Consider the following 13,691-nt stretch of genomic DNA (forward strand, 5'->3'; position numbering starts at 1 on the left):
TTCCATGGTCCCCCGGATCTGGGCGGCCGCGCGGTCGTCCGGGACCCCCAGGCACCGAGTACGACGGCCTCACCCGGCAGCGGGCACCGTGCCTTCGCCGAAGAGCGCGACATCGGCCACGGTGACGTCCAGGCGCGGCCGGACGAATCGAGCGGGTGCCCCGGGCGCCGCGGTCGAACTCAGGCGTCAACGACGTCGTTGAGCCGTACCCCTGGTGTGGAAGGCTGGCAGTCGGCGGGAACAAGCGAGCACAGAACCGATGGAGCGGGGAGAACGTGATGCGGGACGCTTATCACGAGGAGTTGGACTCGATCAGTGACGGTCTGGTGGAGATGGCGAGGCTGGTCGGCTCGGCGATCGGCCGGGCCACGACCGCCCTCCTCGATGCCGACCTCTCGCTTGCCGAGAGCGTCATCTCGGCCGACTCGAGGGTCGATGACCTGCAGCGCGACCTGGAAGACCGGGCGATTGCGATCCTGGCGCGGCAGCAGCCGGTCGCCACGGACCTGCGGGTCGTCGTCACCTCGCTGCGGATGAGCGCGGACCTGGAGCGTTCGGGCGACCTGGCCGAGCACGTGGCCAAGCTGGCCCGGCTGCGCTTCCCCAAGTTCGCGGTACCCGGCGACCTGCACCGTACGATCCTGGAGATGGGCCAGCTCGCGCAGCGCCTGATGGCGCAGGCCGCAGAAGTGATCACCACCAAGGACGTCGATGCGGCCCTCCGGCTGGAGGAGGACGACGACCGGATGGACGAGCTGCACCGCACGCTTTTCCAGCATCTGATGGACGACCGCTGGAAGCACGGCGTCGAGACGGCCGTCGACGTCACGCTGGTCGGCCGCTACTACGAACGGTTCGCCGACCATGCCGTGTCGGTCGCCCGTCGAGTGGTCTACCTGGTCACCGGCGAGCTGACCACAGACGCGTCCATCACCCCGTGAACCCGGCCTACGACGACTCGGCCCCCTACACGCGGCGAGCCGGCGCGACCTGGGGCATCCTGCCGATGGACTGGTCACCGGCCGTCAGAGGGGCTGGGTGAAGCGCCACAGGCGGCAGGGTACGTCCTCTGCGTCGAAGGTGTGGACCTCGTCGAGTGTCCAGCTGTCCATGCTGACCAGGTCGCGGGGGAAGAAGTGCACCGCGAAGCCGCCGTGCTCAATGATGCCGTCTCCGTGGGCGGCGCCGGTGTCGTAGAAGGTGTCACGGTTGCGGCAGGCGGTGTAGAGGAAGGTCCCGCCAGGACGCAGGACGCGGCGAACCTCACCGACCAGCGTCTGGATCTCCTTCGTGGACAGGGCCATGCACGTACACGCCGATGTTGTCGCGCCGTTGGCGAAGGTGACCGCGGCGACTTCCCATGGCCTCGGGCCGCCTTCATCCACGCGCGTTGCCTCGTACGGCGTGCCGCCGTGTTGGCGCAGGTCGGCGGTGAGCGCCAGCAGGTACTTGCGGGAATGGAACTGGGCCTGCCTGCTCATCCGAACCGCGCCGGCGATGGCGAAGGGCAACTCGGTCTCGGTCATGAACTCGGCGGACAGACCCGTGTCACGTGCGGCTTCGGCCGGCCTGAACATCGACGTTCCCTGGATCCTTTGGGTCGCCGAGATCGCCGGGGCTGGTGACCCTGTGCCCAATGGTTACGGCGGCGTGAGAGTGGGGGGATACGGCCCTCCTCTCATCTTTGTGTGGTCCATGGCCCGAAGCGCCTGCCGTCACGATCACCGCTTGGCGCCTTTCCTGACCGCGTGAGTCGAGCGGAACCGCTGCACGGTGCAAACGAGCAGCTACTCGCGTTCACGCACGGCGTCTGTCGAGGCCGAGCTGGTGCTCCAGCTGGCTGTGAATCTCGGTGGGCAGTCGGCCTGTTCGCGCCCAGTCGACGATCAGTTCGGCCACGTGCCGCAACTTGATGTTGGTGTTCTGGGAGGTGCTCCGCAGCACGTCCCAGCCCTGGTCGGGGGTCAGCTGTCCTACTGCCAGGATGACCCCGATGGCCTGATCGACAACGGCGTGCGAGCGCACTGCCTCTTTGAGTTGGAGGTTTTCGTCCTCCAGTCGCAGCACCGTGTCCATGGAGGTCTCAGGGAGTGCGGGGAGCTGGGGGGGTTGCTGTGTCGTGTCCGCTTCGGACGTCAACGTCGCCTCCGGGGTATCGGGAGTCCGGCGTCAGTTCGATTCATCTCATGCCCGGGAATGCGGCGCCGTCACGGCGGCTGCGCAAGCCGGTCCGGCGCTGCGGTGTGTCAGTCACCCGGGGGTCGTGCCGATGTCGTCACCGGTCACCTTCCGTTGTTCGTCCGTGCGGGGGTGTCGTCTGCAACTGCTGGTTCCGGCTGCCGTGTCCGGCGTCGTGCTGAGCAAGGAGGGCGAGGAGATCCGCCACCGTCGGCCCGGAGTCTGCCGGGTGCCGCAGGTTGGTCCCCTCTTCGATCCGGTACTCGTTGGAGCGTCCTTGGCGGGTGTGGGTGAGATACCCGTCCTCCTCCAAATCCGAAATGATCTTCTGGACGGCCCGCTCGGTGAGCTGGCATCGCGCGGCGATGTCGCGGATGCGGGTGGTGCGGTCCTCGGCGATCGCGGCCAGCACGCGGGCGTGATTGGTCAGGAACGTCCAGCCTGTATGTGACTCGGGTACTCCACGCATCACCTCAGGATAGACGCAGTATTCACGTATACGAAAGAGCGAAAAACTTTTCCGGTATCTCTTGACGGGTGAACGGTGGGGCGTGGACGCTTGCGGGGTCAGAGTCAGGTGGATGCCTAGGGAGCGGCGGCCATGTCAGAGCGTGCGCCTTCTGTGCAGCCCGGCAGCGGTGAGAGGTCACCGCTCGCGTGGGCCACAGGCCACTACCCCCCGCGGGAGGGCACTGCGGCCGGCGAGGCCACGCAGGATGCGCGCACTGAACTCGCGTGCATGGACAACCTGGTGGACACGGTCCACGGAGATCCGCTGCCCGAGCCAGTGCAGCAGCAACTGACCGCCGGCGCTGTCGGCCTCGACACGCCGCTGGCCGAGCCCTGTGGCGTGAAGGGATGACCACGATGGAGCCTCCAAGGCTGTCGGTCACCCGGTTCACCACCGCCGACGGCGTCGCCGTGCTGGCCTTGCGTGGCGAAGTCGACCTCACTACCGGCGCGGAGATCCAGCGCGCGCTCCTGGGTCCCGACGGCGAAGCCACCCGGCACACCGTGATGGACCTGAGTCAGGTGACCTTCATGGACTCCACCGGCATCAATGCCCTGATCGGGGCTCACCAGGCCGCCACTGCCATCCAGGGCTGGGTGCGCGTGGCCGGCCCCACCCCCTACATCCTGCGCGTCCTTCAGCTCGTCGGCCTCGACACTGTGATGCCCTGCTATCCCACGCTCCAACAGGCCCTGAGCGGCTAGAACATCGTTCCAGTCCCGGCGGCCCGAACCCACCGGCGGCCGTCGCTCCCCTCAACATCTGGAGGCCCCGTCGAGGTCGCCCGGACACCCTGGCCGGGCGGCTGCCCGCAGCACCGCCGACGATCAGGGCTGGCCGAGGTTCGCCCTTGGGCCAGGGTGTGGTCGGCCCACCTTGTGCCTCTGGAGCGGCTCCGTGTTCGCTCCGGCTCTCTGTTGCACACCGTGGAGGAATGTCTCGAGTGGGTGGCGCGCGCCCGACGGTCGCCCGGTGGCCGGCCCGACTTCCCGTTTGGCGGGCCGTGAGTGATCGGCGTCGAGGGCTGCGTACCGCCGGCCGCTGCCGTTCACCGGGCGGTCGGCGTGGAGGGGCACGCCCGGCTTTGCCCGACGTGCCCCTCGCCCTGGCAGCGTTGATGAGATCCCGCCGACCCTCGGCCGCCTGGGTGAAGGTATCGAGCGCAACCTTCGTACGCGCGTTCAGACGAACCAGCACGCCTCCTGGAACAGCACAGCGTCCGGTAAGGCACCGCGGGCTACGTCCGGATGCGCGGGGTGTGACTGCGGGCGACGCTTGCCGAATGGCCGAACGTTCCGTGATCGTTTGCCCGCCCACCAAGGGGGAGGGACGCCAAGTGCGCGTGGACGGGCAGCCCGTGGGGGCGGCCTGCAGTCTGAGTGGCTGGGCCGAGATCATGCGGCGGGCTGGCTGGGCTGGTAGGGATGAGATCGATGTGGCGGACTCACCGATCATCGAGTGGCGCGGCGGCGGCCCTGAGGTGTGGTGACGGCACGCTTGAATCTCCAGCGCCAGTTTGCGCCGAGGGCAGTGTTCCGTGAGACCGGCCCCCGATCATCGGGGCGTCCGTGAGAGACGCGGAAGCCCCGCCGTCTCACGCGGCCCCGGAGCAAGCTACGGCCGCCACTCGTGTCCTGGTGTATCGGTTGTCCTGCTGTGCAGTGCCAGGCGGTATGCACCCTGCTCCCCGCTTCCATGCGTCCCGGTACACCTTTTGCATGCCTGGACGGCAGAAGACCATCATTGCGGTATGCAGAAAATCTGTCATGGCTGGAGTAGACATTCAGGATCACGGGGGTTAATGTCTTGCCCGTAGCCAGGAAGTCAGGACGGCGCGGCAGACACGAAACTGCCGCGCACCAGCAGGAATTGGCACGGCAGTAGAGCGGCGGGGCCGGCGGAATCTCGGGGTCCTCTCGCTGACTGCCGGGCTGGGTGGCTCACAGGGGCCGCCAGCGGTACGCAGGTGCAAGGAGATGGATCCGGAAGAGGAGAAGGAGGCAGACGCCATCAGGATCGCCCGGGCAAGGACGTAGTCGGCCCGGGTACCGCAGGCCCCGGAACGGAAGGTGGTCCCACGGTCACGCATACGCGATCCCCGCACGCATCCCCCTCTCTCGGGAGAGCGGGCGGAAACAGAAGGCCGGCACCGCAGTAGGCCGGCAGATGGTGTTCAAATCCCTCGGGGCCCTGGTGCCGTACGGCGCCAGGGCCCCCCGATGCGTTCCCACGACAGAGGTGCGAATGACCGCAGAGAACTCTCTGAGTCGTCTCGATGACGACGACTATCCCGCCTACACCATGGGACGGGCCGCCGAAATGCTCGGCACCACACCCGCCTTCCTGCGAGCGATCGGTGAAGCCCGCCTGATCACGCCTCTGCGCTCGGAGGGCGGCCACCGCCGCTACTCCCGCTACCAGTTGAAGATCGCCGCTCGCGCTCGCGAACTCGTCGACCAGGGCACGCCGGTCGAGGCTGCCTGCCGCATTGTCATCCTCGAAGACCAGCTCGAAGAGGCCCGGCGCATCAACGAGGAACACCGGGCCGGTGTCGAACCGCGCCGCACGGCCGATGCCTGACCCGCAGGCCATGGCAGCTGGCGGCAGGTTTCCCCATGACTTCACACGGCTGTTGACGCCCGCACAGGGCTCCGGCGGCGGCATCGCCGGAGCCCTTCCGCCGTAAGCCACGCCCTCAGCCACGGTTGCCGTCCCGCCGGTTCCCACCATGAACGGTCAGGCGGCCTGGGTGAGTTCGGCGCGGCCGAACAGGAGTGCTATCCGGAGGGGAGCTGGGTCAGGATGCGGTCCAGGAGGCCGGGGCCGGCCAGGCGGCCGAGGACGGCGAGGACGGCGCCGGTGTCCCAGCGCGCGACCGCGGGGGTGGTACCCGTGCGGGTGGCCAGGTCCTTGACGAAGCCCCAGCCGGTGAGTGGTTGAAGGTCGGGGATGTGGCTGGTGAAGACGGGGGCGGCCGCGGAGGGGAGGCGGGCGGCGAGGTCGACGCGTTCGTCGCCGGAGAGCTGACGTGGGTCGCTCGGCTTCCTGGGGTGTGGTGTACTCGCCGCGTTCCGGCACGCTGAACCGCCGGACCGGCACCTGCACCGCCTGCCACCAGCCCCTTTGCTCCCGGACACACACGACACCAAGATCCAGAGCGACCCAACGGAGTCCTACGTGTGCTCTGGCCGGGAAGGTTCGCCGCGGCATGTGTTGTCCAGCGGTTTCAACGGCGGTGCGCGTCGGTTGTCGGCCCGCTCCGTGTTATCGCGTGGGGGGCCGCTGCGGGGAGCGGAGTATGAGCAGGGTGATCTCGCTGGGGGCGAAGACGCGGAACGGCGGGCCCCAGAAGCCGGTGCCGCGGCTGGTGTAGAGGAGGGTGCGGGTGCCGTGGCGGCTGAGGCCGGCGAGGGCGGGCTGGTCGATGCGGACGAGGTGGTGGAAGGGCCAGATCTGGCCGCCGTGGGTGTGGCCCGAGAGTTGGAGGTCGACGCCGCCTGCTGCGGCCCGGTCGACGAACTTGGGCTGGTGGGCCAGGAGCAGGACGGGCAGGTCGGGGTCGACGCCGTTCAGGGCTCCGGCGAGGTGGGCGCGGTGGCCGGCCAGGCCGGAGGATTCGGCGGTGACATCGTCCACGCCGGCGACCACGAGGGTGTCGCCGCCGCGTTCGAGCAGCAGATGGCGGTTGCGCAGCGGCTCCCAGCCCAGCTCGTCCATGAGGTCGACCCAGCCCTGGGCCTCGCTGTAGTACTCGTGGTTTCCGGTGACGTAGACCCGGGCCCGGGTGGCTCGCACGGTGCCGAGCGGAGCGGCTTGGGCGCGCCGGCGTTCGGCCGTGCCGTCCGCGATGTCTCCGGTGTGGCAGACCAGGTCGGCCTCCAGGGTGTTGACCTTCGCGCAGACCCGCGCGGACCAGCGGGCGCGGTCGAGCGGGCCGTAGTGAGTGTCGGTGACGAGGACGACGCGGGTGCCGTCCAATCCGGCTCCCAGGCGCGGGAGTTGTACGTCGAGCTGGCGCACCCGTGGCACCCGGCGGGCCTCGGCGTACCCCCAGGCGAGCAGCACGGCGGCTACGCCGAGGACAGCCCAAGTGACGATCCGGGCCCGGTTCTGACCGTCGCCCACGCCGGCCACGGTCAGGGCGAGGCGCAGCAGGACGCCGAGCAGAACGGACCAAGTGAACAGTACCCAGCTGGCTCCAAGGAGGGTGTCCCCGACGATCGCCGCCCCATCCTGCTGCCGCCGGCCGTGGCCGCGCCCCATCGCGAGCGGCATGGCGATCAGACCGAGGACGAACAGGGCGGTGCCGCCCAGCGCCACGGGGAGCGGCCAGTGCTGGCCGGCGTGCAGCAGCACCCAGCAGGGCACGGTCCACAGCAGGACGGGGGCGATCAAAGGGATGGAGCGCATCAGGCGGTGCAGTCGGCTCTGCCGGGTCGCATGCGCTGCACCGTCCGCGGATCGGGCCTCGCTGGTGGCGGTCACGCTTCCCCTCCTCACGTAGCCAGACTGCCGACGCGCGCACTGTATCCGGTCGTCCCAAGGGGCGTCTTGCCGATCGTTGATGCCCATTCACCATGGCGGCGACCGGCAGGCGAACACGGCCCCGCACCGCATCGTGTTCACCCGGCTGCGCTTCGATTCCCGCGGGCATGTCCAGTTCGACCCTGTCCAGTACCCCGCCTGCTCCGCGGACCCGTCGTCGTCGCCCTGCGGGGGAGGTGGTGCTGGGCGATACGCAATCGGGCCGGGAACGGGGAATCCGTGGGGCGGCCCGCGAGGTCTTCCACCTGGTCACACAGCTACAGCCAGGACCCCGCCGACGCAGCGCGGAGCAGGGCACAGGGCACAGGGCCAACGTTCAGCGGGGACGCAAGAGCCCAGTAGGCAGGGCACGGACCCTCCGCCGGAACGGCACCTCCGGGTCGGCGAGCTGAGGCGCGTGGTAGGTGAAGCGGACCGTCGCCCGGTCGGTCAGCCGCTTGCCGGCCGGCGTGATCGCTCGGGCGGTGAGCTTGTTGTCACCGTCGACGAAGGGCGCCGTCCACGCCACGTAGCCGATGGTGTCGGTCGGTTTGGTGCCCAGCGACCTGCCCTTGTGGAAGAGTTCGACCCTGGCCGCGTTGGAGTCACGGTGACCGTCTGCTCGTATCCGCGGGCGCCGCGGGGACCGATGCCGGGACGGTGGTTCCACTGGGCGGCGGCGACGTGGAGGACGTCCACGCTGTGCCAAGCCGACGGGTTCGCGGATTCTCGAGGCGGAATCGCGGGGAACCGGAGGGAGACTTGGCGCGCGCTGGCGGAGCAACCGACGGGTTCGGGACCAACCTTGGGAGAGCGTTCGTCCGGTCGGCTGTGGGTCAGGTGGGCTGCCGGCCGGGTCGTCGGCCAACTCGATCGCCGCGGTGATGCGCTTGCCCACCGGTTCGCGGTGGACACAGAAGATCTGGCATACCGCCAGGACGATCTCCAAGCCGTGCTGCCCGACGCGGCCGGGATCCATCGCCACGATCGCGGGCAGGGTGGTGCTGCTGTCCCACACGCTCACCTCCATGGCGCCCTCGTTGACCTCCAGAGTCAGCAGACAAGGGCCGAAGCGACTGCACGGACGTCTCTTGCAATAACTAGTTTGTAATGCAAAGCTGACTGCGTGACAGACGCATCGGTGCCCTCGCAAGGCACGCCTCATGAAGTCCTCGCCGGCCTCGGTGACCTGACCCGGCGGGTCCGTGCCGCCCAGCGCGGCGCCTGGTTCCCCCTCCTGCTGTTCGGTGTGCTCACGCTGGGCGCAATCGTGGCGAGTCGTCTCACTTTCAGGATCGAGTCCGTTCCCTGCCCTGCCAGCAACCCCACGACAGGCACCGGATGCACTGCGGTCACACAGGGCTCGCCGGTCTACTGGCCCGTCGGGCTCGCCCTCGCGTACGCCGCGACGGCGTTCTTCTACATTCGCCGCTCCCGCAACCGCGGCGTAGGCACCCCGGTCCGGCCGTACATCCTCACCGGGATCGTCCTCGGCGGCCTGGTGACCGCCACCACGCTCTGGGCCATCCGCCACGGGATGCCGAAGCCCGGCCAGCCGCTCGACCTCTGGGGCCTGCACCTCGACCCCGCCTCAAGGGCGGCAATGCTCCTCCACCGCCTCATCGGGAACGCCACAACCATCGGGCTGCCGCTGCTGGTGCTGTGCTGGGTGGAACGCAGCCGCGCCCTGCTGCTGCTCACCGCCGTGTACCTGGCCATCGATCTGGTGCCGCTCACCGACGGCTGGGCCGGGATCCCCTACACCTCGCCCTGGTCATCCCTGCCCCACTACGCCGTCCAAGGCGTTTTCCTCCTGCTCGGCGCCCTCGGCTTCGGCCTGGCCGAGCTGCCCGCTAAGCGCCCCCGCTCATGAGCGAGCAGACCGACCAGCACCCCGTCAACGGCCTGGACGACGTTGTTCACCAGCGCGTCCGCCTCGGCATTCTCACCGTCGCCCACCAAGCCCGCCGTGTCGAGTTCGGCTTCCTGCGGACAACGCTCGGCCTCACCGCCGGAAACCTCAGCCAGCACCTGGCCACCCTGGAGAAGGCCGGACTGATCGACATCGAGAAGGGCTACGAGGGCAAACGCGCCCGCACCTGGCTCTCCCTCACCCCCGCCGGCGCCCAGGCCCTCCAGGACGAAGTCAGCCAACTCAAGCGGCTCATCCACCAGATCGAACAGGGCAGCTCAGACCCACAGCCCTAGCCGGCATCGCCCGGGAACTCCTCCGTGCGCCGCTACCGGCTCGCGCTGGTCGCGGCGCACGCGTGCAGCATGCCCAACACCATCCAAAAGACTGGGGAAGACCTGTGACCACGACATCGGTCACCACCCGAACGGACATGACGCGCCGCCGCATACTCGCGGCAACGCTCATCACCGGCCTCGGGGCTACCGTGCCGCTCGGCGCCGCATCCGGCGCGTGGGCGGCTCCTACCGCCTCCGGCCCGGCACGACTCACCCTGCCTGCGCCCACCGGACCGTACCCGGTGGGCACAGTGCCACTCCACCTCATCGACACCTCACGCCCGGACCCCGCGGCCGGTCCCGGGCATCACCGCGAGCTGATGGCCGGCGTCTGGTACCCCGCGTGCAACACGGAGAACCTGCCGCGCTCTCCCTGGATGACCGACGGCGCGCTGCGGGCGCTCCTGACGGACGTCGGCTTCCCCCTCGACCCCGCCCTCGGCCCGCTCACCGCCGGGCATATGGGCGCGCCCGTGCACCGTACGAGCCACCCTCTGCCCGTCATCGTGTACTCACATGGCGCGCGCAGCCACCGCAGCGACCACACCATCATGGTCCAGGAACTCGCCAGCCACGGCTACGCCGTGGTCACCGTCGACCACACCTACGACACGTTCACCGAGTTTCCCGACGGCCGGGTGCTCACCCCGGCCGACTTCCCCCCGATGTTCCCAAGGGACTTCGCCGCGGACCTCCGATTCCTGCTCGACTGCGTGGAGCAGCTCGCCGCCGGGCGCAACCCCGACGTCGACGGCAAACCACTGCCCCGGGGCCTGCTCGGCGCCCTCGACCCGCAGCGCATCGGCGCGTTCGGCTGGTCGAAGGGCGGTACGGCCACCGCGCTCACCATGCTCGCCGACCGGCGCGTGCGCGCCGGGCTCAGCATCGACGGCCCGATGCAGCCGACCATCACCGCCGATCTGGACCGGCCGTTCATGATGATGACCGCGGTGTTCACCCGGGCCGCCATGCCGGACGTCGCCGAGTTCTGGACGCACCTTCGCGGTTGGCGGCTCGACATCCAGGCCGACGGCGCCGTCCACAACTCGTACGGCGACGACGCGACGCTGATCCCGCAAGCGGGCAAGATCCTCGGCATGACCGACCAGCAGATCCAGGACTGGATCGGCACCCTCGACCCGGCCCGGGCGGTACGGATCCAACAGGCCTACCCGCTCGCCTTCTTCGACCAGCACCTGCGACACCGCATAAGGCACCTCCTCGACGGCCCGAGCCCGGCCTTCCCAGAGGTGAAGTTCATCCGGTGAAGTGTTGGACCGCGCGGTACGCGGTCCAACCAGGGCCGCCGGAAACGCCGTCCCCGTCCGGCCGTGGCCTTCGCAAGAGCGGCCACCCGCGCACGTAGCCCTTCCCTCGCGTGATCGACCCTTCTACCGCCGGCCGTTGCCGTTGCCCTCCTCGCGGGTCGAGGGTTCGCGCAGCGGCCTGCGGCCGGCCTCCTGCGGGCGGAAGAACGCGTAGCGGCCGAGGAAGTTGATGTGGTCGAACCGGAGTGGTGAAAGGCGGGCAAGGAGGTCGTCGGGCCGGGGACTGCCGATCAGGCTTGGGTGGGCTCCGGCCCGAAGCGGTGTGGGTGGGCTGCTCTGACGTACTTCAGCGCGGTCGTGTCGGAGATTCCGAAGACGCGCATCAGGTGCACGGGGTCGGCAGTTTCGTGTGCCTCATCGAGCATCCGGTCGATGCGGAGCGTCCGGGGCTGGATACCGAGCTTTCTGAAGATCAACCGCAGCCCGTCCTTGGACACCGGAGGGCCGTTGGGGTCGACCGCGGTGACCTGCGTGACGATCAGGTGCGGATTGGTGCTGCGCGGCCAGCGCTCAGCCCGTTCGCGAAGCCAGTCGCTCAGAAACTTCATGGTCAGTTCGTCGAGATAGACGACGTGATCACCAAAGCGGCGGCGGACGACCAAGCGTCCCGCCGGACGGTCGAGGCCGGTCAGGAGCTGATGACGGATCTCCTGGGGCCCCAGCGCGTGGATGGCCACCAAGGCAACGGCGACCTTCGCCATCGCGGTCGGTGCCTTGTCCAGCAGACCCACGAGCCGGTCTGACGGGATGCGCCGGGGTGCGTTGACGGTGGAGGCCACGGAGACACCGCGGGCTGGATCGCGGAAGATCACGCGCTCGCGCTTTAACGCGCGGAAGAGCGATCGCAGGCTAGCGTGGAGGGAACGGGCTTGTTCTCCCATGCGGCTGCCGAGTATGTCCTCGATGTCCTTCTGGGTGATCTCACGGAGACTGCTGACCCGCTGGCCCCACTGCTGCAGGGCCGGGACGTTGAAGTGCGCATAACGTCGGATGGTGACCCAGTTCATCGTGAGGGAGGGCTTGCGGCCTTCTCCGCGGAGCACGCGGACCCAGGCGTCCGCCTCGTCCCGCAGGTGATCGGGGACACCCTGCAGGAGCCGTTCGAGCGCGGCCTGCTCCGGATCGGTCCGCTCCAGGGGAACGAGCAGGCCGCGCTGGTCGAGGAAGGCTGCGACGCGACGTCCTGACCAGTTCGGGCCGAGTCTGGTGACCGCACGAACGTCGGCTTCGAGAAGGGGGGCGTCGATACCGAGCCAGGCGACGAGAAGCCGCAAGACTTTGGCATTGATGTCCCGAGATGGGGTGGTCCAGTGCTGGTCTGCTGTGAACTGCCAGAAATCAGCGACCAGTTGCTCGGCCTCTGGTGTCATCGTGGGCAGCTGGGTGTGCTGGGCTCGCTTCCAGACACGCGCCGGGGGCGGGAACAGCTCCAGCTGGTGTGGGTTGATCAAGTGCGGGGACAGCCGGCGGTCGGCCTGCCGGGTCTGCTTTTCCCGACGCTCCAGTTCCCGCCAGCGGCTCTTGCGGCTGCCCTGGCTGTAGTCGCCGGGTTGCTTCGTGTAGAGGCCGTGACCCAGGCCGGCGCCGAACCAGAGTTGCTCGACCGCCGGGCCGTCTCCGACGTGTTCGTTCAGCACCAGGTGGCAGAACCGGCACTGTCCGTCCTTCAGGGGCCAGGTGCGGCCGCACCGCAGGCAAGGGCCACTCTCCCGGTCCGGTTGACGAGCCCACTCCCGGCACGAGTCACACAGCGGCCTGGCATCCCCGCTCCAGGCCAGGCAGTGCTCGCAGGAGACCATGCGCCGGCGTTCACGCCGGTAGCCGTTCTGGGCGAGTCCGGAGCCGAGTCGACGCCGCAGCAGCCCGGCCTCCCGCAGGACCTCGGCGACGGCAGGCCTCATCCTGGGCAGCTCGGCGACGACGTACTCGTCGACCATCTGCTCGCTGGCCTCCCGGGAGGCCAGCGCCAGCCGCATCATCTGCACCACGCTCTCGCTCCACCCCGCGGACAGATCGCGCCGGACACGGACCCGCTCGACGGCCTGGCGGACGTCCGCCCACTCGGGGAAGTCGCGGGCGGCGATCCGGTAGCCGTGCTGGCGGGTGAACGTCCTGGGCAGGCGGGGCAGCAGCGGCAGCTGGCCGGTAACCTGCGGAGTGCAGACCTGCAGGTCATCGCCCTTCTTGGCCCAGGTCCATGGGCCTGCCGAGCGCCCCGTCCGCAGCCGCTCGCGCACCAGCGGCCGGTCATGGTGGCGCGCAAGGACCACGGGCAGCCGGACACCCTCCAGCAGCAGCGGCAGCTGCAGATCCCGGACGGGCCCCAGCGTCCGCCTGGCTGCCGCGTCGGCCCACTCATGATCGGGGACCATGCGGATCTCCAGCATGCAGAGCCGGCACAGCCCGTCGCGGTTGACCTTGCCCTCGTGCCGGCACCGGTGGCATAGGCCCTTGTAGCCGCCGCGGGGCGTCCAGTTGAGGCAGGTCTGGCAGCTGCCCAGCGGACGGACCGGCCCCCAGCCATGGCAGCGGACGCATTCGCTGATCACCATGGTCTCGCCGTCTCAGTTGGGCGGCAGGCCGCGGCGGGGGCCGCCGCCGCGACGCGGAACCGGCCGTACCGCTCCGCCCCCCGCTGTTCGCCGACGGCCCGCTGCTGCGGCTGCTCGCGCTGGGCCAGGTGCTGCTGGGGCTCGGCCACCATCAAGTCGGCGACCGTGCAGTCCAGGGCCGCGCAGATCTTGTCCAGGTCCTCCAGCCGGACCGTGACCGGCTTGCCTGACCACAGGGCCGCGACCTTGCTCAGGGAGGGGGTGAACCCGACTTCCTTGAAGGCCACCAGCAGCTGCGTTGGCCGCCAGATGTCCCGCTGGGCCGCTACCATGCGCAGGTTCCACTTC

The 13,691-nt window shown here is 69.4% G+C and carries 14 protein-coding genes and 1 pseudogene; 7 read left to right on the forward strand and 8 right to left on the reverse strand.

What is annotated here, in order from left to right:
• Window positions 1-278 precede the first annotated feature (278 nt).
• Window positions 279-941 carry a phosphate signaling complex protein PhoU gene (gene phoU, locus AAFF41_RS36985; RefSeq protein ID WP_343325310.1) on the forward strand — a complete coding sequence of 221 codons (663 nt, stop codon included), beginning with the start codon at window positions 279-281 and terminating at the stop codon, window positions 939-941.
• An 84-nt stretch (window positions 942-1,025) separates the two neighbouring features.
• On the opposite strand, the gene AAFF41_RS36990 is transcribed toward phoU, so the two are convergent.
• The 3 genes from AAFF41_RS36990 to AAFF41_RS37000 all read right to left on the reverse strand — a co-directional run bounded on the left by AAFF41_RS36990 (window position 1,026) and on the right by AAFF41_RS37000 (window position 2,647).
• Window positions 1,026-1,577 carry an FAD-dependent oxidoreductase gene (locus AAFF41_RS36990; protein ID WP_343325311.1) on the reverse strand — a complete coding sequence of 184 codons (552 nt, stop codon included), beginning with the start codon at window positions 1,575-1,577 and terminating at the stop codon, window positions 1,026-1,028.
• Between the two features lie 220 nt (window positions 1,578-1,797).
• On the reverse strand, window positions 1,798-2,139 hold the full coding sequence (locus AAFF41_RS36995) for an ANTAR domain-containing protein (protein ID WP_415926050.1): 342 nt from the start codon (window positions 2,137-2,139) through the stop codon (window positions 1,798-1,800).
• A gap of 136 nt (window positions 2,140-2,275) precedes the next feature.
• A complete protein-coding gene (locus AAFF41_RS37000) occupies window positions 2,276-2,647 on the reverse strand; it encodes a helix-turn-helix transcriptional regulator (RefSeq protein WP_319753890.1) in 372 nt (123 codons plus the stop codon).
• Window positions 2,648-2,917: 270 nt separating this feature from the next.
• On the opposite strand from AAFF41_RS37000, the gene AAFF41_RS37005 reads away from it, so the two are divergent.
• The 3 genes from AAFF41_RS37005 to AAFF41_RS37015 all read left to right on the forward strand — a co-directional run bounded on the left by AAFF41_RS37005 (window position 2,918) and on the right by AAFF41_RS37015 (window position 5,269).
• Entirely contained in the window at window positions 2,918-3,040 is a 123-nt protein-coding gene (locus AAFF41_RS37005) for a hypothetical protein (RefSeq protein WP_319753891.1), read from the forward strand.
• Window positions 3,041-3,045: 5 nt separating this feature from the next.
• On the forward strand, window positions 3,046-3,393 hold the full coding sequence (locus AAFF41_RS37010; RefSeq protein ID WP_319753892.1) for an STAS domain-containing protein: 348 nt from the start codon (window positions 3,046-3,048) through the stop codon (window positions 3,391-3,393).
• A 1,540-nt stretch (window positions 3,394-4,933) separates the two neighbouring features.
• A complete protein-coding gene (locus AAFF41_RS37015) occupies window positions 4,934-5,269 on the forward strand; it encodes a MerR family transcriptional regulator (protein ID WP_067385931.1) in 336 nt (111 codons plus the stop codon).
• Between the two features lie 156 nt (window positions 5,270-5,425).
• On the opposite strand, the pseudogene AAFF41_RS37020 reads toward AAFF41_RS37015, so the two are convergent.
• The 3 genes and pseudogenes from AAFF41_RS37020 to AAFF41_RS37030 all read right to left on the reverse strand — a co-directional run.
• A pseudogene (locus tag AAFF41_RS37020) lies at window positions 5,426-5,718 on the reverse strand (DUF2267 domain-containing protein); the annotation flags it as partial.
• A 235-nt stretch (window positions 5,719-5,953) separates the two neighbouring features.
• On the reverse strand, window positions 5,954-7,174 hold the full coding sequence (locus AAFF41_RS37025; protein ID WP_319753893.1) for a metallophosphoesterase: 1,221 nt from the start codon (window positions 7,172-7,174) through the stop codon (window positions 5,954-5,956).
• Between the two features lie 376 nt (window positions 7,175-7,550).
• On the reverse strand, window positions 7,551-7,883 hold the full coding sequence (locus AAFF41_RS37030) for a DUF4982 domain-containing protein (protein ID WP_343326409.1): 333 nt from the start codon (window positions 7,881-7,883) through the stop codon (window positions 7,551-7,553).
• Between the two features lie 456 nt (window positions 7,884-8,339).
• Between AAFF41_RS37030 and AAFF41_RS37040 the strand changes: the two genes are divergently transcribed.
• From AAFF41_RS37040 to AAFF41_RS37050, 3 genes are all read left to right on the forward strand, one after another.
• Entirely contained in the window at window positions 8,340-9,086 is a 747-nt protein-coding gene (locus tag AAFF41_RS37040) for a hypothetical protein (protein ID WP_319753894.1), read from the forward strand.
• Window positions 9,083-9,421, forward strand: a complete 339-nt coding sequence (locus AAFF41_RS37045; protein ID WP_319753895.1) for a winged helix-turn-helix domain-containing protein — start codon at window positions 9,083-9,085, stop codon at window positions 9,419-9,421. The genes AAFF41_RS37040 and AAFF41_RS37045 overlap by 4 nt, the downstream gene beginning before the upstream one ends.
• Before the next feature lie 104 nt (window positions 9,422-9,525).
• Entirely contained in the window at window positions 9,526-10,731 is a 1,206-nt protein-coding gene (locus AAFF41_RS37050; protein WP_343325312.1) for an alpha/beta hydrolase family protein, read from the forward strand.
• A 290-nt stretch (window positions 10,732-11,021) separates the two neighbouring features.
• On the opposite strand, the gene AAFF41_RS37055 is transcribed toward AAFF41_RS37050, so the two are convergent.
• Complete coding sequence (locus AAFF41_RS37055; protein WP_343325313.1) at window positions 11,022-13,343, reverse strand: hypothetical protein; 2,322 nt, start codon at window positions 13,341-13,343, stop codon at window positions 11,022-11,024.
• The gene (locus AAFF41_RS37060; protein ID WP_425526188.1) at window positions 13,337-13,675 is read right to left on the reverse strand and encodes a helix-turn-helix domain-containing protein; all 339 of its coding nucleotides are present in this window, start codon (window positions 13,673-13,675) and stop codon (window positions 13,337-13,339) included. The genes AAFF41_RS37055 and AAFF41_RS37060 overlap by 7 nt, the downstream gene beginning before the upstream one ends.
• Window positions 13,676-13,691: the final 16 nt, after the last annotated feature.

Source organism: Streptomyces mirabilis, assembly GCF_039503195.1.
Classification (GTDB): domain Bacteria; phylum Actinomycetota; class Actinomycetes; order Streptomycetales; family Streptomycetaceae; genus Streptomyces; species Streptomyces mirabilis_D.

Excerpts from the sequence above, each read along its gene's own strand:
- AAFF41_RS37000 (WP_319753890.1), bottom strand. The coding sequence starts at position 2,647 with ATGCGTGGAGTACCCGAGTCACATACAGGCTGGACGTTCCTGACCAAT.
- AAFF41_RS37060 (WP_425526188.1), bottom strand. The coding sequence starts at position 13,675 with ATGGTAGCGGCCCAGCGGGACATCTGGCGGCCAACGCAGCTGCTGGTG.
- AAFF41_RS37005 (WP_319753891.1), top strand. The coding sequence starts at position 2,918 with ATGGACAACCTGGTGGACACGGTCCACGGAGATCCGCTGCCCGAGCCA.
- phoU (WP_343325310.1), top strand. The coding sequence starts at position 279 with ATGCGGGACGCTTATCACGAGGAGTTGGACTCGATCAGTGACGGTCTG.
- AAFF41_RS36990 (WP_343325311.1), bottom strand. The coding sequence starts at position 1,577 with ATGTTCAGGCCGGCCGAAGCCGCACGTGACACGGGTCTGTCCGCCGAG.
- AAFF41_RS37015 (WP_067385931.1), top strand. The coding sequence starts at position 4,934 with ATGACCGCAGAGAACTCTCTGAGTCGTCTCGATGACGACGACTATCCC.
- AAFF41_RS37055 (WP_343325313.1), bottom strand. The coding sequence starts at position 13,343 with ATGGTGATCAGCGAATGCGTCCGCTGCCATGGCTGGGGGCCGGTCCGT.
- AAFF41_RS37010 (WP_319753892.1), top strand. The coding sequence starts at position 3,046 with ATGGAGCCTCCAAGGCTGTCGGTCACCCGGTTCACCACCGCCGACGGC.
- AAFF41_RS37045 (WP_319753895.1), top strand. The coding sequence starts at position 9,083 with ATGAGCGAGCAGACCGACCAGCACCCCGTCAACGGCCTGGACGACGTT.